Below are 21,438 nucleotides of genomic sequence, written 5' to 3' on the forward strand. Positions count from 1 at the left end.
CCGAAAGGGAGCTGACAGTTGTCGTGAAGGTCGCCTAGCAAGACGGGAGACACGACAACTACCTTGAAAAACGCCGCATCAGGTAGATATCAGCCTGCTTTTGATCTGCTTTTGATTTTGATCTTAGGCGCCCCGTCAAACACGCTGGCCGAACGCAGGCTTGAATCCGTGGGTAACCCGGCAGGACGCCGGGTTAGCCGCCCCGCGCCATGGATGGCGCGTGGCGGCGGCCCACGGATTCAAGCCGGAGTGAGGGTATGCCGAGCCTAGGCGAGGCACCGAGTGTTGGGGCAAGAGCCTTTTGGTTACTTTTGGGCTCCTTTCAAAAGTGACCCGCTGTAAAAGCGGAACCAATATCAGCCGTTACCCAAACAACGGATATGTACCCCGTCCACCCAACGACAATCTCAAAAAGACATTATTTGTATGAATAAAAATGTTCATTAATAATAAAAGTAGAGAATATTAGCTTATACCCAAATAGCATTATATTTTCAAAACCCATTCCGTTATGTTTGATCGCAACAGCCTACCCCTGACCTCGGATGGTACCCAGCGTAATCAAGATTCTGCGCGCCATAACCGGGCGACAAGCCCACGGCAGAATCGTTGGAAGGGAGCTCAACGTATGTTGCCAACTCAATCCCCACACTCGCCGCACACCTAGTCCTCAATCGCCGCAACACCCCTGAAAAAATCGAGCACCGCGCCCGCCCGCGTGCCTGCCCGACTTCGCGATTTGGACTGTCTGGAGTGGCTATGAAGCAAGTCTTACAACCGACCGCCGTACTGGCACTGGCCTTCCTGGCCAACACCGCCCAGGCCCAGGACGACAAAACCCTGTCCACCGTGGTGGTCACCGGTAACCGGGGTGCCGAACAACGTACCGTCACCAGCAGCCCGGTGCCGATCGATGTGGTCAGCGCCAAGCAACTGCAAAGCACCGGCAAGCCCGGCCTGATGGAAGCGTTGAGCGCGGTGATCCCGTCGCTGACCCTGCCGGAAAAAACCGGTTGGGACGCCAGCGGCATCGCCCGCGCGCCGAACCTGCGTGGCCTGAGCGCCGCCGAGGTGCTGGTGCTGGTCAACGGCAAGCGCCGTCATACCGCCGCCACCTTGAACATTAACGGTATCAACACCGGCGCGGCACCGGCCGACCTGGACCTGATTCCCATCAGCGCCATCGATCATGTCGAGGTCCTGCGCGACGGCGCCGCCGCCCAATATGGCTCCGATGCCATCGCCGGGGTGATCAACGTCATCCTCAAGGCCGACACCAGCGGCACCTCGGTGACTAACGCCGGCCTGGGCTATGACGGCAAGAAACAGACCGTGCAACAAAGCCTCAACAAGGGCTTCGAAATCGGCAACGGCGGCATCGTGCAGCTGGCCCTGGACGCCCGCAGCCAGAATGATGACAACAAGGCCAGCGCCAACGGCTACACCTATGAGCAAGCCTATGGCCTGGCGGGCAAGTCCACGTACGGCGGCTATGGCACGCCCAAGACCAACCTGCTGACCCTGGGCTACAACGCCGAGCTGCCGATCGACGACAGCCTCAGCCTGTATTCCTTCACCACCTATTCGCGACGCAAAGCCGAGCAAGGCCAGAACTTCCGCCTGCCGACCATCACCAACACCATCACCACCGGGCCCAACGGCTACCCGTCGGGCTACACGCCCACCTGGTTTATCGACGAAGACGATTTCCAGGCTGCCTTCGGTGGCAAAGGCACCGTCGGCGAGTGGGACTGGGACCTGTCCACCACCTATGGGCGCAACGCGGCGGAGCAGGGCACCACCCACAACCAGAACCCGTCGCTGGGCGAGGCCACGCCGAATCACTTCACCTCCGGCACGTGGATTTCCACCGAGCTGACCACCAACCTCGACTTCAAGCGCGGCTTCGACATCGGTCTGCAAAAGCCGCTGGACCTGAGCTACGGCTTCGAGCATCGGCGCGACACCTATGAGGTGCAGGCCGGTGACTACGAGTCCTACGCCAACGGCGGCTACTGCGTGGCACCGGGCAATTGCGCGTCGTCCGGGGCGCAGGTCACCAACGGCATTTCGCCGGATGAAGAAAGCAGTGCCTCGCGCAACAGCCTCGCCGGTTATGTCGACGTGGGCTTCAACCCGGTGCCGGATTGGTACGTCGGCACCGCGTTCCGCTACGAGCACTACAACCAAGGCGTCGGCGCCACCCGCAGCGGCAAGCTGACCACCCGCTACGACTTCACCCCCGAATTTGCCGTGCGCGCCACCGTCAGCAACGGCTTCCGCGCGCCGTCCCTGGCCAACAGCCTGTTCAGTGCGCGCTCCACCACCTATGGCGTGGTCGACGGTGTGTACCAGTCGATCAACTACGGCGTACTGCCGGTGGGCTCGGCGGCGGCCAGGGCCTTGGGGGCCGAGGACCTCAAGCCCGAGCGCTCGACCAACTTCAGCCTCGGTTTCACCCTCACGCCCACCGACCGCCTGAGTTTCACCGCCGATGCCTACGTGATCAACCTGCGCGATCGCATCACCCTCACCGGTACCTTGCTCGGTCCCGAGATCACCCAGGTGCTGCAGAACAACGGCATCAACTCCACCTCGGGCGGCCAGTATTTCATCAATGGCGCCGACACCCGTACCAAAGGCCTGGACCTGGTCAGCAACTACAGTCAGGACCTCGGCCAGTACGGTTCGCTGAAGTGGACGGCGGCGTTCAATTGGAACCAGACCAAAATCCTCAACTACAAGGAGTCGACCAACATCCTTGGCACCTCCTATGAGTTGATGAACCGCGAGGCGCGCAACCTGATCACTGGCGTGCAGCCCAATACCAAGCTGATCCTGGGCGGCGACTGGAGCATCGACCGCTTCCACCTCAACCTGGCTCTGACCCGCTACGGGTCCTACAAGGAAGTGAATGCATCGGCCAATCGCGACCTCGACCGGGTCTACAGCGCCAAGTGGATCACCGACCTCGACCTTGGCTACAACCTCACCAAAGACCTCAACGTGGCCATCGGCGCCAAGAACCTGTTCGACATCTACCCCAAGAAACAAGGCGTGCCCAGCAGCACCATGGTCAGCAGCTACGGCACCTATTCGCCCTACGGTTTTACCGGTGGGTACTACTACACCCGCTTGACCTATGCCTTCTAAGGCCGAGGAATACACCATGCCCATCGTCGCCAAATCCTATGACCTGATTGACTCACCCAGCCCGGTGCGCCAGGCCCGTGTCTCCACGCCGATCAAGGCCCTGCAAGTGGTGCCCGCGCGGCATCCCTGGCGCTGGGCCGGGTCGATCTTCGCCGCGCTGGTGCTGCTCGCCATCGTGCATTCCCTGGCCACCAACCCGCGCTGGGAGTGGGGCGTGTTCGGCCAGTGGTTCTTCTCCCCATCGGTGCTGCGCGGCTTGGGGCAGACGTTGTTGCTGACCCTGCTGAGCACCGTGTTCAGCATCATCCTCGGCACTGCGCTGGCATTGGCGCGGCTGTCGGGCTCGCCGCTGCTGGCGGCGTTGGCCTGGGGCTATATCTGGTTCTTCCGCTCGATGCCGGCGCTGCTGGTGTTGATCATCCTCTACAACTTCGCCTACCTGTACGACCACATCGTGCTCGGCGTGCCGTTCACCGGCGTGGTGTTCGCCGAATGGTCGACGGTGGATGTGCTCAGCCAATTCACCGTGGCGGTGTTGGGCTTGAGCCTGATGCAGGCGGCGTACGCGGCAGAGATCATTCGTGGCGGCCTGATCGGTGTGGATGCTGGCCAGCATGAAGCGGCGGCGGCCCTGGGGTTGCCGGCCTCGAGACGCATCTTCCGGATCATCCTGCCCCAGGCGCTGCGTTCGATCCTGCCGTCGGGGTTCAACGAAATCATCGGCCTGGTCAAGGGCACGTCCATCGTCTACGTGCTGGCGCTGCCCGAGCTGTTCTACACCGTGCAGGTCATCTACAACCGCACCCAGGCGGTGATCCCGCTGCTGATCGTCGCCACCGTCTGGTACCTGATCATCACCACCGTGCTCACCAGCGCGCAGTACTACGTCGAGCGCCATTTTGCGCGCGGCACCGCACGGGTGCTACCGCCCACGCCGCTGCAACGCCTACGCGGTTGGTTGAAGGAGAAAACCCATGGGTGAGGCACGCGCCGGGCGCATTCAGATCCAGGGCGTGGGCAAGCGCTTTGGCAACCAGCAGGTGCTAAAGGATATCGACCTGACCATCGATCCAGGCAAGGTCACGGTGATCCTCGGGCCGTCCGGCTCGGGCAAGTCCACCTTGTTGCGCACCATCAACCACCTGGAGAAGATCGACAGCGGGCATATCACCATCGACGGTGAATACGTCGGCTACCGCCGCAAGGGCGACCTGCTGTACGAGCTCAAGGAGCGCGAAATCCTCAAGCGCCGCATCGACGTGGGTTTCGTGTTCCAGAACTTCAACCTGTTCCCGCACCTCACCGCCTGGGAAAACGTCGCCGAAGCACCGCTGGCCCACAAGCGCTGGAGCAAGGCCGACGCCCAGGCCAAGGCGCAAGAACTGCTGGCCAAGGTCGGCCTGGCGGACAAGGTCGATGCCTACCCGCGCCAGCTCTCCGGCGGCCAGCAACAGCGCGTTGCGATTGCCCGCGCCCTGGCGCTGGACCCGAAAGTGCTGCTGTTCGACGAGCCCACCTCGGCCCTCGACCCCGAGCTGGTGGGCGAAGTCCTCGACGTGATCAAAGGCCTGACCCAACTGGGTGTGACCCTGGTGATTGTCACCCACGAGATCGGCTTTGCCCGCGAGGTGGCCGACCACGTGGTGTTCCTCTGCGACGGCCAGTTGATCGAAGAAGGCCCGCCTGAACAGATTTTCCGCCAACCCCGACATCCCCGCACCGTGGCTTTTCTCGGCAAGGTGCTTTAGTTAACGGAGTGACTGCCCATGTTTACCTCTACTGCTCGTATCGCGCTGTTGGCGATCGCCGTCGGCACCGCGCAAGCCGCGCTCGCCGTGCAACAGGTCGACCTCAGCCCCGACCGCCCGCGCATCCATGTGCCGCGTAACGAGGCGGCCATCGCGCAGATCCCGCCAGGCTTCAAGTTCGCCCAGCCGGGCAAGTTCACCGTGGCCGTGTCCGGCGTGGCGGGGCCACCGCTGGCGCTGCTGGCCAGCGACGACAAGACCACCATCGGCAGCGAGGCCGACACCGCGCAGCTGGTCGCCGACAGCCTCGGCCTGCAACTCAACGTGGTGCAGACCAGCTGGGAGGACTGGCCCCTGGGCGTCAGTTCGGGCAAGTACGACGCGGTGATCAGCAACGTCACCGTGACCGAGGCGCGCAAGAAGCGTTTTGACTTCGCCACCTACCGCCAGGATGTGCTCGGGTTTTATGTGAAGAGCACCAGCAAGATCAGCGAGATCAAGGAAGCGGCGGACATCGCCGGTTTGAAGATTATCGTGGGGTCCGGCACCAACCAGGAAAAAGTCCTGCTGGCGTGGAACGAGGCGAATGAAAAGGCCGGCCTCAAACCGGCGCTGCTGCAGTATTTCGACGACCAGGCCGCCGCGCAATTGGCGGTGCAGTCCGGTCGCAGCGATGCCCTGTTCGGTCCCAATTCGGTGTACGCCTATTCCGCCGCGATCACCGGCGGCATCAAGCGTGTCGGCACCGTCAACGGCGGCTGGCCGTTGCAGGCGGACATCGCCGTCACCACGCGCAAGGACAACGGCCTGGTCAAGCCGATCCACACCGCCCTGGAAGGCGCGATTGCCGGCGGCCAATACGAACAGGTGCTGCAACGCTGGGGCCTCGACGTAGAGCGTGTCGACAAATCGCTGATCAACCCACCGGGGCTGCCGGATTAAGGAGGCATCGACATGGGACTGACACGACGTGAAGCGCTGTCGAGCATCGCTGCGGTAGGCGGCGAGCAGGCCGCCAAGGATGCGCTGGCGGCATTGGGCCTGGGGCCGTCGTCACACCGTCGCCCGCAACCGCTGAAACTCAAGAGCGGCCTGGGGCAGGGCACTCGCGTGCTGGTACTGGGGGCCGGAATCGCGGGGCTGGTGACGGCGCTGGAACTGACCCGCGCCGGGTTCGACGTGCACGTGCTGGAGGCCCGTGAGCGGGTGGGCGGCCGCACCTGGACGATCCGCAACGGCGACCGCGTGGACTACAAGGACGGCCGCACGCAAACCGCCGCATTCGACCCTGGGCATTACTTCAATGCCGGGCCTGCACGGATTCCCAGCCAACACCGTACGATCCTCGACTATTGCAGTGAGTTGGGTGTGCCGCTGGAAGTGCTGGTCAACAGCAGCCATGGCGCCCAGGTGCGGCCGGATGTGCAAAAGCCGGCGTTCACCGTCGGCCAGGCGATCAACGATGCGCGGGGGCATGTGTCCGGCTTGCTGGCCAAAGCCGTGCAGCGCGATGCCCTCGACGATCTGTTGAGCGCTGAAGAACGCACGCGATTGTTGGCGTTTTTGCAGGTGTATGGCGACCTGTCACAAGCGTTGGCGTTCGACGGCACGCTTCGTTCGGGGCACCTGGAATCGCCTGCGCATCCCGGTGCCTTACCCGCCAGCCGCGGTCCGCTGAAGCTCGACCAATTGCTGCACCCGGAACTGTGGGGCGCGCTGCTGCACACTGAATTCCCGGAGTTCTCCGCCACCATGTTCCAACCGGTGGGGGGCATGGACCGCATCACCGATGCCTTCTACCAGCGCGTCAGAGGTCACGTGCAACTGGGCGCCCAGGTGCGGCGGATCCGCCAGTTGGAAGACGGCGTGGCGGTGACTTACCACGACACGCTCAGCGGTCGCGAACAGGTGGTCCGCGCCGATTACCTGATCTCGACGTTGCCACTACCGCTGCTGGCCAAGCTCGACACCGATTTCAGCGACCCGATCAAGGCCGCTTTGCTCAGCACCCGCAGCGACCAGGCGACCAAAGTCGCGTGGCAGTCGCCGCGCTTCTGGGAAACCGACTACCGCACCTACGGTGGCCTGTCGTGGATCGAACACCCGGCACGCCTGCTGTGGTACCCGAGCAACGAGCTCAACACCCGCGAAGGCTTGCTGGTGGCGGGCTACGTGACCGGGGAGGGCGCCGACGTGTTTGGCGCGCAGCCGTTCGACAAGCAGTACGCCACCTCCAAGGAGGCCGTGGAACTGTTGCATCCGGGCTATTCAAAACACCTGCGCCACCCGCTGGCGGTGTCCTGGGAACAGATTCCCTACAGCGAAGGCCCTTGGCTGCAACGTGAACACTTTCCGGCCGACGCCAGCGCCTTGCTCGAAGCCGGGCATGGCCGGGTGTATTTCGCCGGCGACGGCCTGGTGCAAAGCGGCGTCGGTATCTGGCAGGAATCGGCGGCCAACTCGGCGCGCCATGTGGTCGGGCAACTGGCCGAACGGGTCACCCAACAAACACACCTTGCGGCACTTGCCGCCTCGTAAGGAGCTTCATCATGAGCGACAGCATCCAACGCACCCGTGTCGGCGATTTCCCGATCTCGCAGACCGTCACCGTACCGGCTTCAGCCAGCCTGATCTTTGTCAGCGGCACCTTGCCTGACGTGCACGACGCGACCGCCCCGGCAGGCACGCCGGCGGCCTATGGCAATACCGAAGTGCAGACGGTCTCGGTCTTCAACAAGCTGCGCACGATCCTGCGCCAGCAAGACCTGGACCTGGGCGATATCGTGCAGTTACGGGTGTTCCTGGTGGGCGCCGAAGAGACGGGTGGCAAGCTGGATTTCGCCGGCTTGCAGGCGGGCTACACCCAGTTCTTTGGCACGCCTGCGCAGCCGAATAAACCGGCACGCACAGCGTTGCAAGTGGTGGCATTGCCATTGCCCGGTGCGTTGGTTGAAGTGGAGGCGATCGCTGCCAGAACAGTGTGATGCGCATGGGGGGAGGTGCAGGCGAGCGGTTGTCGGGCTCAGTCGACCGCTCAGCTCAACATCACCGACTTTTTGCAATCACACCGCTCATGTACTGATGTAAATCGCGAAAGTCGTTAACGCTCCACGCGTGCGGTGCCAGCTTTACACCATTCTCTCGCAACGTTCTTGGAATCAAGTCTCCATTGGGGCGCAGTATTACCGAAGACACAATGACGCCTGGGTAATCATGCAGGCGTTGTTTGAACGTAGCTGTTGTCAGGTCGGGTGTAGGCGGGGTGCTTTTGTTGGCCAGGGGCCCGGTTCCTTTGATATCGGCGCCGTGGCATAGCGCGCAGCGCTGTGAGTAGAGCGTTTTCCCGTTGACGTTATCCGCGAAGCAGAGTGATGTTTGAGTCAGCGATAAAATGCCCAGTGTCGCGATGACTGATATTTTCATTGTTATACGTCCTTGTCATAACGGCTTTGTTTCATCTCAACCGTTTGATTTTACTGAGTAAATTACTATCTGGCTGATGGTGAGGCCGCCATTCTCCTGCGGGACATCCTTGCACGCAAGGGCGCCCGCTCTCCCTGTGCGTTGCCTAAGGTTACGCATTTTTTTCGAGAAAACTCCTACATGATGGTGGGATTTTTCATTCTTTATGCTCGTCTTTTTCCTCCTAGGATGTGGCGCGATCGCTTGAACGCAAGCGAGACGGCGAGGGCTGTTTCTACCCGTCCCGTAGCCATCAGTAAATGCTTAGGAGTCAACACATGAAAATGACCAACGTGAGCAAACGCCTGTGCCGCTCGGCCTTGGTTGTGATCGTCACCGGTGCATTGGCAGGTTGTGCCGCGACGCCGCTGCCAGCGACAAAAATCTCCATGGCCCGTGATTCGGTTGGGCGCGCCTTGTCGGCGCAGGCCACCCAATTCGCACCGCTGGAGATGAAAACAGCCCAGGACAAGCTGGCGCGCATGGAGCAAGCCATCGGCGAGAAAAATTATCTCCAGGTCGACGCTTTGGCCGAGCAGATCGAAGCCGATGCCAGCCTGGCCGAAGCCAAGGCCAATGCCGTGCGTAAACAACAGGTCTTGACGCAGGCGCGAGAGGGCATCCAGGTGCTCAAGCAGGAAATGCTCAACGCCCCCGCGACTACCCACTGAGGATCCTTCCATGCGTGCCACTTTAGTCATTCCTGCTCTTTCGGCCCTGGGCCTGGCATTGGCCGGCTGCGCCACCCCGCCGGAAAACCCGCAACTCCTGCAAGCGCGCAGCCAATTCTCCAGCCTGCAGCAAAAGCCTGAGTCCAACACCCTGGCGGCGGTTGAAACGCGCATTGCTTCCAATGCTGTGGACCGTGCCAACCAACTCTCCCTGCACAACCGTACCGACCCACAAATCGACCAGCTCGCGTACTTGGCGACGCAGAAAATCGCGCTGGCCGAGCAGACCATCGTCAGTCGCAAAACCGACGCCCAGCTCGATAACATTGCGGTGGACCGCACCCAGGTACAGCTCGACGTGCGCACCGCGCAGCTCAAGGCATTACAGGCGATGAAAGCCCGGCCGACCGAGCGCGGCCAGGTCGTCACCTTTGGCGACGTGCTGTTCGACACCGGCAGGGCCGAGCTGAAACCGGGCAGCCAACGCGACTTCCAGGGGTTGGCAACCTTCCTGTTGCAGAACCCGGAGCGTCAGGTACGTGTAGAGGGCTTCACCGACAGCACCGGTGGCGATGCTTTCAACCAGAGCTTGTCCGAGCGACGTGCGCAAGCGGTCGCCCGTGGCCTGCAACAGCTCGGCGTGGGGCCTCAGCGCATGGCGGTGATGGGTTACGGCAAGCAGTTTCCGGTCGCCGATAATGTGAGTGCGCAGTCGCGCCAATTGAATCGCCGGGTGGAAGTGATTGTGTCCAACGACGGTTCAGCGGTCAGCGCCCGGCGCTAAGCCGTGCCAGTGATTGTTATGCGAGTTATGCAGGTATGGATTTTTTTAGATCAATAATTTTAATAATTAGCATAGATCTATAAAGCCTTTCACAAGCCCCGCCCACGGGCATTAAGGTCATCCTCCCCAGGCCAGCACCGCTGCCATCCACGGAGGAATACCTTGATGCCCACCTTGCCTCGCCAACTCAAATTCGGCGCCATTCTCACCGGCGTCGGCACCGCACAAAACGAATGGCTGCACCCGCAAATCCCAGGTGATGCCAGTGTGGATATCGACTGGTACCGCGCGCAGGCACAACAGGCGGAAGCGGCCAAGTTCGACCTGGTGTTCATCGTCGACAGCCCCTACATCACACCGGACTCCGCACCGCACTTCCTCAACCGCCTGGAACCGTTGACGCTGCTCTCGGCCATCGCCGGCGCCACGTCGAACATCGGCCTGGTGGCGACCCTCACCACGTCCTATACCGAACCTTTCAACGTGGCGCGGCAGTTTGCGTCCCTGGACCATATCAGCGGTGGCCGCGCAGGTTGGAACGTGGTCACCACCGGCCTGGAAGGCGCAGCCGGCAACTTCGGCCGTGAGCAGCATATCGACCACACCGAACGCTATCGCCGGGCGGCCGAACACCTGGAGGTGGTGCAGGGGCTGTGGGACTCCTACGAAGACGATGCCTTTGTGCATGACAAGCAAAACAAGGTGTTCCTCGACCCGCAACGCCAGCATCGCCTCGATCACCACGGTGAGTTTTTCTCCGTCACCGGGCCGCTGAACATCGCGCGTTCGGCCCAGGGCCAACCGGTGATTTTTCAGGCGGGGATTTCCGAATCCGGGCGTGGCCTGGCGGCCAACTATGCCGAGGGGATTTTTGCGGGGGTGGGCAATTTCGAAGACGCCCAAGCTTATTACAGCGACATCAAAAAACGCACCGCCGCCGCCGGGCGCAACCCCGATCATGTGACCATCCTGCCCGGCATTTCGCCGATCATTGCCGACACCGATGAGCAAGCCCAGGCCATCGACCGCGAGCGTAACGGCGAGCTGGACCTGAACAAGGCGCTGGTGCAATTGGGGCGGCCGTTCAACTACCACGACTTCAGCCAATACCCCCTGGACGAACCGTTCCCGGACCTGGGCGACCTGGGCAGCAACGGTTATCGCGGGCATGCCGAAAACATCAAGCAAGTTGCCCGTGACCAAGGGCTCACCTTACGTCAGGCGGCCTTGCGTTTTGCCAAACCGTTTTCCAGCTTCGTCGGCTCGCCCAAGACCGTGGCGGACGAGATTGAGCGCTGGTTTGTCGAGGGCGCGGTGGACGGGTTCAACATCCACGTGGGCGCGCCGGAGGACTTCGCGCGGTTTACTGATCAAGTGTTGCCGCTGTTGCGGGCGCGAGGGTTGTTTCGCCGTGAGTACAGCCACAGCACGCTGCGCGGGCATTTGGGGTTGCCGGTGCCGGTGAATCGGCACACTGCGGCGCGGGCGGCAGCGGCGTAACGGGTCACCACCACTTCCAGCGACCTTGTTTTTTCAGGGTCGCGATGATGGCTTGGCGCTTGTGGCGGATTTCGACTGATTTTTGCCGAAGTTCGCGGCAGCGGTTGCAGTTGAGGATCAACAACCCGATCAATGGGCCGAGGATGGCCATCGAGTAGAGATACAGGTCGGGGCGGTAGGCGATTGTGGGAAGCGCTATCAGCAGGCAGATCAGGTATATCGCGACGTTCAGCCAGACCCAGTAGGTGCGGCCGTACAACACTTCGTATTTGGCAAGGGCAAACACTGCGCCAAGTCCTGCGGCGCCGAAAAGAGCGGTTTTGGCAGCAAAACCTACGGGGTACGTTGAGAGATAAGTGAGCATTGTCAGCGTTGCCGTCAATCCTAGTGAGGTACATGCGATAAGCATGTCTGCCCCGATTACAGGCATGTACCGCTTCAGAAGCTTCCAGGGATCTTCAATAAACACAGTTGAGTAGTATTGGTTTTTTATCTCCTCCTGCCCACTCACTGGCTGACCTCCTCGTAGATGCCTATCGCAATCGTGCTGATGTTTCCGTTAGTTGCACTGCTGGTGACGCTCAACGATGCAGCCAATACGTCGATTATGTGGGTAGCCGTCGCACGCTGCATATTCGTAGCGCTGATACGCTTGGGGGCTCTACCCATAGCTTTCTCCAACTTGAGCAGTTTGGACGTCAACCTCGGGTCTCGAATTCTAAGCATCTCGTCATTCAGTTTTGCCCTCTCTTGCCGCGTCAGGCCCTTGAGCACTAAACGAAGGGGTTTTCCGGTTACTCGTGTGGTTGTACTGACTGCTTTCACTGTGACCAACATAGAAGTGGCAACGCCCAGTAAAGAAATGCCGTCCAACACTGCCGTCGCGTCCTGATACCAGGATTCACTATCTAAATAGTCATTGACCTGCGGGAACACCGCTTCTGATCCGGTTCGGATAACGCCAGCCATACACTGAACGGAACCCGCCACCGCTGCGGCCTTACCAATGAACGAAATCAACGCACTCGTACCTGCCGTAAACGGCATCAGCACAACCCCACTTGTAACCACCAGCCAACTCAGCAGCGCCCCCGCACACGTCACCGCCGTATTCACCGCCTCCGCCACTAACCTCGACTCCCGAGGCTCATGCTCCAGCATCCGCTTGAACTCCACCGGCCCCACGTGCCGTGGCGCTTCACGCAGCACGACCTTGATCGGCTGTACGCTGCAGATCGCCTGGAATTCACGCAGCACCACCACATTGAACACCTCATCGATATACACAACCCCCGCGCCAATCAGCGCCGGGTCGCTGTCAATCACGGAAAACAATCGACGCAGGTCAATGCTGCCTTCAATGCGTTGGCGTGTGGTGCGGTGAGCCGAGGGGAATCCATCTTTAAGCAGCGAGGCCGTCATTCCTTAACTCCTGGGTATTCGCGGAGTTGAGAGGTTAAAGACGCAGCGAAGCAAATTAATGTCAGACGTTTCGCCTTTTGGAGACGGGCCCTTCCCGATCTTGCTTGACCACCTTGTGAGTACCACCCCGATTCAGGAACAGTGCGCCCCGCGTCACTCACGGCGCAGCACAGGACAGGGAGCCAACATGGCAGTCGATATGTTTTTGAAACTGGGCGATATCAAGGGTGAATCACGGGACCAGGCTCACCGTGACGAGATCGATATCACCGAGTGGGCCTGGGGGCTGTCGCAGACGGGATCGATGCACTCCGGTACGGGCGGCGGGGCAGGCAAGGCCGATTTCGCCAACCTGAACCTGACCAAACCGCTGGATAAATCCAGCCCCAACCTGATGATGGCCTGCGCCAGCGGCAAGCATTACCCAGAAGCAAGACTGGTGGTGCGCAAAGCGGGAGGCACCAGCCCGGTGGAGTACCTGGTGATCACCTTGAAGGAAGTCATGGTGGTGTCCTACGGCACCGGTGCCGACAGTAAAGATGACCTGCTCTACGACCGTATCGCCTTGAATTTCGCCAGCGTCGACATCAGCTACCAGCCGCAGAAAGCCGATGGCGCCAAAGACGGCGGGCCGGTGAAATTCGGCTGGAACATCCGGCAAAACATCAAAGCGTAATACCTTGGAAGGCCATAGGCGCCGAGTGGTGGGGCGTGCGTTTGGTTACTTTTGGCGCTTTCCAAAAGTGACCCGCCGTAAGGGCGGTACCCATAGCCGCCGTTACCTAAACAATGGATATGTACTCAATCAGATCCAACATCCTGTAAATCACATAGCAGCAGTTGATACCCGTCACGAGGGCCCCACAAGAAATCATGTAGCTCCCCAGAACTCACTCACCAAACCCAATAATCGCCTTAGTCTCCAAATACTCCTCAAACCCCTGTACCCCATACTCCCGCCCATTCCCTGAACGCTTGTAACCCCCAAACGGCGCCATCGGGTTCCAAGCCGGATGGTTCAAGTGCACCTGTCCTGCCCGTATACGCGAAGCCACCGCCCGCGCAAGCTCCAAGTCCTGACCCTGAACGTGAGCACCCAACCCATACACCGTGTCATTGGCAATCGCCACCGCCTCATCCACCGAGTCATACGCAATAATGCACAACACCGGTCCAAATATTTCTTCCTGGGCAATGCGCATCCCACTCTGCACCTCAGAGAACACGGTCGGCCGGGTATAGAAGCCCTTATCAAAACCCGCCACCCGCCCAGGCCCACCGCACACCAGTTTTGCCCCCTCGTCGAGGCCGGCGGCGATCATGGCTTGGACGCGATTGAACTGGGCCTCGTTGGCAATCGGACCCAGCACCGTGTCTTCCGACTGCGGGTCGCCCACGACGATTGCCTCCACGGTGGCCGCCGCCAGCGCCTCGACTTCGGCCAAGCGGTGTTTCGGCACAATCATCCGGGTCGGTGCGCTGCAGGATTGCCCGACATTGCGAAACGCCGACATCACGCCCAACGGCACGGCCTTGGCGAAATCCGCATCGGGCAACAGGATATTCGGCGACTTGCCGCCCAACTCCTGGGTCACGCGTTTCACCGTCGGCGCCGCGGCTTGTGCAACCAGCGCGCCGGCGCGGTTGGAACCGGTGATTGAAATCATGTCGATATCGGAGTGCGCCGCCATGGCTGCACCGACCTCGGCACCGCTGCCGTTGACCAGGTTGAAGACCCCAGGCGGCAGGCCCGCGTCGTGCACCAGTTGGGCAAACAACAGGGCACTCAGCGGCGACAGTTCGCTGGGTTTCAACACCACGGTGCAGCCGGCGGCGATGGCCGGGGCGACTTTTGCGGTGATCTGGTACAGCGGCCAGTTCCACGGTGTGATCAGGCCGCAGACGCCGATGGCTTCGCGCTCGATCGCGGTGCCGCCTTCAACGGTCTGGAATGGGTAGCTGGACAGCAGGTCACGTGCGACCCGAACGTGTTCAGCCGCCAACGGCACCTGCATCGCCCGGGCAAAACTGATCGCCGCGCCCATTTCCAGGGACAGCGCCTGGGCCAACTGCTCTTTGCGCTCAAGGATGAGCGCGTGGATGTTCCCAATCACCTGCGCGCGCACGGCGGCCGGGGTCGCAGACCAACCCGCAAACGCCGCGCGTGCTGCTGCGACGGCGCGGTCCACATCCGCGGCCGAGCCACGCGCCACCTGGGCGACTACCGTCTCATCGGCCGGATTGACCACCGGTAAACTGGCCGGGATGACGGGCGAAACCCACTGGCCGTCGATGTAAAACCGCTGGGATGTGTGCGGATCGATGCTGTTGCTATGCGAAGAGTGTGTGGTCATCCAACGAGCTCCCTGGAGCGGTAATGGCGCTGCGAACAGCACGGCCCTGTCTTCCCGATAAACTAGCAAAACGGCCCCACCCAAAGATGCCGTTATTCAAGCCTGCAAGGGATAATCTGCTGAATCCGACATCCCCGCAGCCCACTAGATTCTCTGTAGTGAGCGGGCTTGCCCCGCGCTGGGGTGCGAAGCGCCCCTGAAACCATGCGCCTCCGTTTTGCCTGGAGGAATGCATTGGCCCGTATTGGGGCCGCTTCGCACCCCAGCGCGGGCGATGCGGCGACCCGACAAGCCCGCTCACTACATATCCTCTGCCGCAGATTGTGCTTGCTAGCCGATTGCTTGCGTTACCAGGGCAAACTGCTGGACGCCGTCGCGCGATTGCGGGGGCACGCCCAGCACCATGCGTGGTGCTCTGTCCACGCACGGCAGCCCCAGGCTTTCCAGCCAGCCGGCCAAGCCGCAATCGGCCAGAATGTCGAAGCGCACGAAGGCTCCGGGAATCAGCCACAGCAGGTGGGTGATCAACTGTCGGGCCTGGTCCGGGTTCTGCGCGACCACCGGGCCGATGATATGCCCGCGACCAAATCGACGCAGCAGGGCGCAACCCTGCAGTTGCCCTTGCACCTCGAGGCCGGCCACGTGCTCGGCCGTGGGCAGCAAATCATTGAGCACCCCGGTGCGGTCCAGGCCACTGCCTGCATTGGCGAGTTCAATCACCTGCGGGTAATCGGCCAGGCTCAGCGCGCGGCATTGCGTGTGCTCGACCAAGGGCTGTGGCGCTGGCGTCTGCGGCACGCCTTGATGTTGCTGGATGCGCGCGAAATCGACGAAGCCCATGCTTGCGTAAAGCGGTGCGCCGGATTCGGTGGCGTTGAGGATCGGCGTGCGCGGCGCCGCAGCCTCCAGGCACAGCTGCATCAGCCGGCGTCCGATGCCTTTGCCTTGGTGCGCATCGTTGACGATCACTAGGCCGATGGAGGAGTAAGCACCCTGGTGACAGGCGAATGCCACGCCCACCAGATGGCCGTCATGCTCGGCGACGAAGCCTTCGGAGGTGCGCTGCACCATGGCCCAATCTTCCTCGCGGTGAGGCCACTTCAGGTGTACGGACAGCGCATGGGCGGCGGGTATGTCGGCGGCAGTGGCCGAGCGATAAACATAGGCGTGGCTCATATCAGTTTTCCTGTGGTGGGCGCGCTCGCGGGCACCGTCGAAGGTTGGGTAAACCGCCGGATATCAAAGGGGCTGATCAGGGTGCTGGTGCTGCCGGTGCTGATCAGTTCGGCCATTACGTCCCCCACGCCAGGGCCAAGCTGGAAGCCGTGGCCGCAGAAACCAAAGGCATAAAACAGCCCGTCCACGGCGCCACTTGGGCCCATCACCGGCAGGGAGTCCGGGGTGTAGCTTTCGATGCCACTCCACACGCGGATGATGTTCAGCTTTTCGGCGCCGGGCAGCAGTCGGCGCATCTGGCGCATCTGGTTGAGCAGGCTCTCGGGCTTGAAATAGGCGCGTCGATTGGTCATGTCCGGGGTGCAGCGATTGCCGCCGCCAATGATGATGTTGCCGCGCGGGATCTGCCGGAAGTAGATCACCTCTTCCTTGATTTTGGTAAACACGCCGATCACGGTCGGCAAGGCATAGGGCACCGGTTCGGTGACCGACATCTGCGGGCCGTTGGGCTCCAGCGGTACCGGTTCACCGAAGCGCTCGGACAACCGCGCCGCCCAGGCACCGGCGGTAATCAACAGTTGCTCGGCAACGAACAATTGCCCATCGGTGGTGGTGACGTGGAACAGGCCGTTGACCTTTTCCACGTCGGCGACTTCGGTTCTTTCCTCGATGCGCGCACCGAGACGCCGTGCCGCGCGGGCAAACGCCGGGGCTGCCAGGCGCGGGTTGGCGTGACCATCATGAGGCGCGTAGGAGCCACCTTTTACGTCCGGTCCCAGAAAGCCGAAGCGTTTGTGCAACTCGGCGCCGCGATAGATTTGCAGGTCCAGCTGCGCCGCTTCCGGCGCGGCGGCGTAGGCCTCCAGTTCGGCAATTTCATCTTCGCGGTAACACACACGCATATGCCCGCTGGGGATGAATTCAAGGTCGTCGTCGATCAGTTCCGGCAGGCGTTTCCACAGCGCCCACGAACGATTCGCCAGCTCCAGCTGCCCCAGGTAGCGTCCCTGGCGGCGCACGTTGCCGAAGTTGACGCCGCTGGCGTACTGGCCGATCTGGTCACGTTCCAGCAGCGTGACCGAACAACCGCGCCGCCGCAGGAAAAACGCGGACGACGCCCCCATGATGCCGCCGCCGATGATCAGCACATCGCTTTTTGATCCTGCTTGATTACCAGCCATGGAGGCGGCTCCAGGTGTGCACGCCACCGTCGGCGTCCAGGGCGTGATAGTCCGGGAACTGCGCGCCGGTGGCACAGGCATGGTTGGGCAGGATGCGCAGCCGACTGCCGATGGGGAAGCGTTCGGTAATGTCATCACCGTCGACGGTGTGCAGGGTAATGATGCCGTGTTCCTGGTTGGCGCCGGTGACGCGCGCGCCTTCGAGCCAGACGCCGGCTTCGCTGCACACTTGGCCATAACCAAAGTCCTGACGCTGACGCTGGGTACCGCGGTCCCGGCTCATCGCCATCCAGCCGGCGTCGGTGATGACCCAGCCTTTCTCCGGTTGATGGCCGATCACGCTGGTCAGCACGCTCAGCGCCAGCTCGTCCGGCTGGCACACGCCGATGTTGTGCATGACCAGGTCGAAGAACACATAGACACCGGCGCGCACTTCGGTGACGCCGTCCAGGTTCAGCGCCGACAGGGCCGTGGGGGTGGAACCGATGCTGACGTCGGGGCATGCCAGCCCGGTCGCGCGGATTCTTTGCGCGGCGCGCACGCACAGCGCACGCTCCTGTTCGGCCAGCACTTGCAGGGCTTCAGGCGTGTCGAGTTCGTAACTGGAGCCGGCGTGGGTCATCACGCCACGCAGGTGCATGCCGCCGTCGCTGAGGATTCGCGCCACGTCCAGCAGGGCCTCGTCTTCAGCGGCCAGGCCGGAGCGATGGCCATCGCAGTCGATTTCAATCCAGACATCGAGGCGCTCGTCGTGTTGCTGTGCGAACGCGACGATGGCTTGGGCACCGGCGACGCTGTCGGTGAGCAGGCTCAGGTTGCAGCCTTGGCGCCGCAGGGCCAGGGCTTGGGGCAGTTTGCCCGGCGCGACGGCCACGGCATAAAACACATCGAGGATGCCTTGGCTGAAGCAATGCTGCGCCTCCTTGAGGGTCGACACCGTGACACCGCTGGCGCCCGCAGCGAGCTGCGCCTGGATCACCGGCAGGCATTTACTGGTCTTGATATGCGGGCGTAAACGCACGCCGAGGGTATTCATACGTTGCTGCATGCACTGGATATTGTGCTGCATCCGCGGGATATCGATCAGTGCGGCGGGGGTGTCGAGGGCGGCAATCGGCGTGGGCATGGCAGGGCTCGAATGGCGGGGTTCAGGTTGCACTCTACTCAGGCATCCTTAAGGTGTGGTTCAATCGAAGCTAATCAATCATTAAGTAAAATTGAATGATCTCCATCGAAGACCTGCGCCTGGCCGCCACACTTGCACGCTGCGAGTCGCTGAGTGCTGCCGCCAGAGTCCTGAATGTGTCGCCGCCGGCGCTGTCCATGCGCCTGCGTAAGTTGGAGACGCTGCTGGGGCTGACCTTGGCCAACCGCGATGCGCGGCGCCTGAGCTTGACCGCCGACGGCGAACGTTTTTCCCGCGAAAGTGCGCTGCTGCTGGAGCAGTTGGAAGCGCTGCCGGAGTCTTTCAGGCAAAAGGACGAAACACTGGTGGGCACACTGAGGCTGGCCGCGCCGTTTGGCTATGGCCGCCAGCGCATCGCGCCGCTGTTGGCACGGTTTGCCAGAGTGCATCCGCAGCTTTGCCTGCAGCTGGATCTGCGCGAGACCCCTTGGCCGGACCGGCATGACAGCGATGCGGTGATCCACATCGGCCATCTCAACGACAGCCTGTGGACCGGTCGGCAACTCACGCCGAACGAGCGCTGGTTATGCGCGAGCCCGGCCTATCTGCAAGCGCACGGTGTGCCGTCCTCCCCGGACCAACTCGCCGAGCATCGCTGCATCTGCATTCGAGAAAACGATGAGGATGTGACGCTGTGGCACCTGCGCAAGGGGCAGGGTCGCAAGACGTTGCGCGTGGAGCCTGCGTTGCTGAGTAACGACGGCAGCGTTGCCCGGCGCTGGGCCGAGCAAGGCTTGGGGTTGGTGCTGCGTTCGCAGTGGGATGTGAGTGACGCCATCGCCAGCGGCAGCCTGGTACGTGTGTTGGCGGACTGGAGCTTTGACAGCGCACCGATCGTCCTGCTGGTGCCGTCACGCAAACTGCGCAGCCCGCGCGTCCAAGCTTTGGTGGCGTTCCTGGAAGAGGCGCTGAAAGCCTGATTTATTTCACCGCGTAGACCTTGCGCACATACACCGTGCTGTTCCAGGCACACGGCGCGCCTTTGGCCACAAACACGCTGTCACCGGTGTTGACCGTCACCTCGGCACCGCTGTCATCCTGCAGGGTGACGCGGCCTTCGAGCAGGTGCATCAACTCATGCAGTTTGTGCGGGCGGCCGTGGCGGGCGTAGGGCGTGGAGTCCCAGATGCCGATACGCAGCTCGGTGACCGCATCGTCGAACAGGTTGAACGCACGGCACTGCGGCGTGGGACCGATCAGGATCTGCGCTTCCGGCGCGGCCGAGGGGTTAAGCAGGGTGCGCGGGTCGAGCAGGGTCAGGCCGGGGCGGGCGGGGGCGTCGGCCTGATCGTAGGCGCAGAACGCCCACTGGCTGCCTGCGCTCGCCTGCACGGTGAGGCGTGTGCCACGACCGATCACGGCGCTGGCGCCGATGCCCAGTTCCAGCGTTTGCTCGGCACTGCTGAGCACCACATAGCCTGCGTGCACCACCAGTGTTTCGCTGTGGGGGAAGTCTTCGATCACGGTGTCACCGCTGAACCCTACAAGGCCTGCGGACACACCATCGTCGCCTCGCCAAGCGAGTTGACGGGTGTCGCCGAACGGGTCCAACGCGCTCAAGGCGCCCGTGTTGAAGGACGTGGCAACGCGGCTGCCGTCGGCACGCGCCAACAGCAGGATACGGGGAGATGACATGGGGAGTGCTCCGGGAGGAAAAGTCAGCCGATCGCCTGGGTGATCAGTGCAAAGGGGTGTAGGCCTTGGCTGGCCTGGGGCGGCGTGCCTCGGGCCATCTGCGCGACGGTGTCGACGTTCTTCAGGCCCGCCTGTTCGAGCCAGTCACTGAGGCCGCAGGCGACGGGAATGTCGATGCGCACAAAGGCGTCCGGCACCTGGACCAGCAATGTGCCGATCAGGTGCTTGGCCTGCTCGATGTGCTCGGCCACCACCGGGCCGATGCACCGCCCACGCCCAAACGGTCGCAGCAGGGCGAAGCCGCGTAGCTGCCCATCGCGCTCGATGCCCACGGCGTGCTCCACCTGCAGGTCGCGTAAAACGTCGCGGCGGTCCAGGCCGCTGGCGGCTTTGGCGAGTGTCAGCAGGGCGGTGTGATCATCGGTGTGCAGGGCGCGGCAGGTTTCGCCGTTGGCCAGCGGCGGCAGGGCAGGCACCTGCACCTGGCCCTGATGCTGCTGCACCCGACCGAATTCGACAAAGCCCTGGCTGGCGTACAACGGCGCACCGGCGAGGGTCGCGTTGAGGACCGGGGTGCGTGAGCCGCAGGCGGCGAGGGCTTTTTCCATCAGGCGTCGGCCGATGCCCTGGCCCTGGTAGTCATCACTGACGATCACCAGGCCGATGGTGGCGTAATCGCCTTGGGGGCAGGTGAAGGCGCTGCCGATCAGCCGCTCGCCGTCCGTCACCACGAAGCCGTCGCTGACCCGGTGCAACATGGCCCAGTCTTCCAGGCGGTGGGGCCATTTGAGTTGTACCGACAGGGCGTGGGCGGCCGGGAGGTCGTCTGTGGTCATAGGGCGGTAGGTATAAGCGGGGTGTGGCAGGGCGGACATGGCATGCCTCCATAGAACGTGGTTTTTTGCGGCGTCAGGGTGCTTGTATCCCACCTGGGTTGGGGGCTGGCAAGGGGGGTGGGGATATTCGGTAGATTCCTTGGGCTGTGGGTTGTGGGGCCACAGGTACTACTTAATTTTTGTGGGGCGGCGGTAGTAAATGCTATGAGGGGGGTGAGTGTAGATCCGTTATTTGGGTCGCGGCTGGTATGGGTTCCGCTCTTACAGCGGGTCACTTTTGAAAGGAGCCCAAAAGTAACCAAAAGGCTCTTGCCCCAACACTCGGCACCT

The 21,438-nt window shown here is 62.1% G+C and carries 20 protein-coding genes; 11 read left to right on the forward strand and 9 right to left on the reverse strand.

Annotated features, from left to right (window positions below):
• Positions 1-759 precede the first annotated feature (759 nt).
• From AO064_RS07705 to AO064_RS07730, 6 genes are read left to right on the forward strand one after another with little or no spacing between them, the layout of a single operon-like run.
• Positions 760-3,153 (forward strand): TonB-dependent receptor plug domain-containing protein, encoded by a 2,394-nt coding sequence (locus AO064_RS07705; protein ID WP_064052916.1) that lies wholly within the window; start codon positions 760-762, stop codon positions 3,151-3,153.
• 16 nt (positions 3,154-3,169) lie between these two features.
• A complete protein-coding gene (locus AO064_RS07710; protein WP_043205611.1) occupies positions 3,170-4,135 on the forward strand; it encodes an amino acid ABC transporter permease in 966 nt (321 codons plus the stop codon).
• Positions 4,128-4,901, forward strand: coding sequence for an amino acid ABC transporter ATP-binding protein (locus AO064_RS07715; protein ID WP_015884859.1), 774 nt, complete (start codon positions 4,128-4,130; stop codon positions 4,899-4,901). Before AO064_RS07710 ends, AO064_RS07715 begins: the two co-directional genes overlap by 8 nt.
• 18 nt (positions 4,902-4,919) lie before the next feature.
• Positions 4,920-5,843 carry an ABC transporter substrate-binding protein gene (locus AO064_RS07720; protein WP_015884858.1) on the forward strand — a complete coding sequence of 308 codons (924 nt, stop codon included), beginning with the start codon at positions 4,920-4,922 and terminating at the stop codon, positions 5,841-5,843.
• 12 nt (positions 5,844-5,855) lie between these two features.
• Complete coding sequence (locus AO064_RS07725) at positions 5,856-7,439, forward strand: flavin monoamine oxidase family protein (protein ID WP_064052917.1); 1,584 nt, start codon at positions 5,856-5,858, stop codon at positions 7,437-7,439.
• A gap of 11 nt (positions 7,440-7,450) precedes the next feature.
• Positions 7,451-7,885: a RidA family protein gene (locus tag AO064_RS07730; protein WP_015884856.1), complete on the forward strand. Its 435-nt coding sequence runs from the start codon at positions 7,451-7,453 to the stop codon at positions 7,883-7,885.
• Positions 7,886-7,946: 61 nt separating this feature from the next.
• Here AO064_RS07730 and AO064_RS30090 read toward each other — a convergent pair whose 3' ends face one another.
• Positions 7,947-8,324: a c-type cytochrome gene (locus AO064_RS30090; protein ID WP_082893896.1), complete on the reverse strand. Its 378-nt coding sequence runs from the start codon at positions 8,322-8,324 to the stop codon at positions 7,947-7,949.
• Positions 8,325-8,641: 317 nt separating this feature from the next.
• Between AO064_RS30090 and AO064_RS07735 the strand changes: the two genes are divergently transcribed.
• The 3 genes from AO064_RS07735 to AO064_RS07745 all read left to right on the forward strand — a co-directional run bounded on the left by AO064_RS07735 (position 8,642) and on the right by AO064_RS07745 (position 11,318).
• Positions 8,642-9,034, forward strand: coding sequence for a DUF4398 domain-containing protein (locus AO064_RS07735; protein ID WP_064052918.1), 393 nt, complete (start codon positions 8,642-8,644; stop codon positions 9,032-9,034).
• Positions 9,035-9,044: 10 nt separating this feature from the next.
• Positions 9,045-9,818 carry an OmpA family protein gene (locus AO064_RS07740; protein ID WP_064052919.1) on the forward strand — a complete coding sequence of 258 codons (774 nt, stop codon included), beginning with the start codon at positions 9,045-9,047 and terminating at the stop codon, positions 9,816-9,818.
• 165 nt (positions 9,819-9,983) lie between these two features.
• Positions 9,984-11,318 (forward strand): LLM class flavin-dependent oxidoreductase, encoded by a 1,335-nt coding sequence (locus tag AO064_RS07745; protein WP_064052920.1) that lies wholly within the window; start codon positions 9,984-9,986, stop codon positions 11,316-11,318.
• 4 nt (positions 11,319-11,322) lie between these two features.
• On the opposite strand, the gene AO064_RS07750 is transcribed toward AO064_RS07745, so the two are convergent.
• Both AO064_RS07750 and AO064_RS07755 read right to left on the reverse strand, forming a co-directional pair.
• Positions 11,323-11,829: a hypothetical protein gene (locus tag AO064_RS07750; protein WP_015884851.1), complete on the reverse strand. Its 507-nt coding sequence runs from the start codon at positions 11,827-11,829 to the stop codon at positions 11,323-11,325.
• Complete coding sequence (locus AO064_RS07755) at positions 11,826-12,740, reverse strand: Ssp4 family T6SS effector (RefSeq protein WP_064052921.1); 915 nt, start codon at positions 12,738-12,740, stop codon at positions 11,826-11,828. Before AO064_RS07755 ends, AO064_RS07750 begins: the two co-directional genes overlap by 4 nt.
• Positions 12,741-12,927: 187 nt before the next feature.
• Here AO064_RS07755 and AO064_RS07760 point away from each other — a divergent pair, with 187 nt between their 5' ends.
• Positions 12,928-13,416 carry an Hcp family type VI secretion system effector gene (locus AO064_RS07760; RefSeq protein ID WP_015884849.1) on the forward strand — a complete coding sequence of 163 codons (489 nt, stop codon included), beginning with the start codon at positions 12,928-12,930 and terminating at the stop codon, positions 13,414-13,416.
• Positions 13,417-13,630: 214 nt separating this feature from the next.
• Here AO064_RS07760 and AO064_RS07765 read toward each other — a convergent pair whose 3' ends face one another.
• From AO064_RS07765 to AO064_RS07780, 4 genes are all read right to left on the reverse strand, one after another.
• On the reverse strand, positions 13,631-15,094 hold the full coding sequence (locus AO064_RS07765; protein WP_064052922.1) for an aldehyde dehydrogenase family protein: 1,464 nt from the start codon (positions 15,092-15,094) through the stop codon (positions 13,631-13,633).
• Between the two features lie 330 nt (positions 15,095-15,424).
• The gene (locus AO064_RS07770) at positions 15,425-16,270 is read right to left on the reverse strand and encodes a GNAT family N-acetyltransferase (RefSeq protein ID WP_064052923.1); all 846 of its coding nucleotides are present in this window, start codon (positions 16,268-16,270) and stop codon (positions 15,425-15,427) included.
• Complete coding sequence (locus tag AO064_RS07775) at positions 16,267-17,451, reverse strand: NAD(P)/FAD-dependent oxidoreductase (protein WP_064052924.1); 1,185 nt, start codon at positions 17,449-17,451, stop codon at positions 16,267-16,269. The genes AO064_RS07770 and AO064_RS07775 overlap by 4 nt, the downstream gene beginning before the upstream one ends.
• Positions 17,441-18,577, reverse strand: a complete 1,137-nt coding sequence (locus tag AO064_RS07780) for a DSD1 family PLP-dependent enzyme (protein ID WP_064052925.1) — start codon at positions 18,575-18,577, stop codon at positions 17,441-17,443. Before AO064_RS07780 ends, AO064_RS07775 begins: the two co-directional genes overlap by 11 nt.
• A gap of 95 nt (positions 18,578-18,672) precedes the next feature.
• Between AO064_RS07780 and AO064_RS07785 the strand changes: the two genes are divergently transcribed.
• Positions 18,673-19,557 carry a LysR family transcriptional regulator gene (locus AO064_RS07785; protein ID WP_064052926.1) on the forward strand — a complete coding sequence of 295 codons (885 nt, stop codon included), beginning with the start codon at positions 18,673-18,675 and terminating at the stop codon, positions 19,555-19,557.
• Between the two features lies 1 nt (position 19,558).
• Here the strand turns inward: AO064_RS07785 and AO064_RS07790 are convergent, their stop codons facing one another.
• Positions 19,559-20,272, reverse strand: coding sequence for a cupin domain-containing protein (locus AO064_RS07790; protein WP_064052927.1), 714 nt, complete (start codon positions 20,270-20,272; stop codon positions 19,559-19,561).
• A 23-nt stretch (positions 20,273-20,295) separates the two neighbouring features.
• Positions 20,296-21,147, reverse strand: coding sequence for a GNAT family N-acetyltransferase (locus AO064_RS07795; RefSeq protein WP_064052928.1), 852 nt, complete (start codon positions 21,145-21,147; stop codon positions 20,296-20,298).
• Positions 21,148-21,438 lie beyond the last annotated feature (291 nt).

Origin of the sequence: Pseudomonas marginalis, from assembly GCF_001645105.1 — a bacterium.
Taxonomy (GTDB): domain Bacteria; phylum Pseudomonadota; class Gammaproteobacteria; order Pseudomonadales; family Pseudomonadaceae; genus Aquipseudomonas; species Aquipseudomonas petroselini.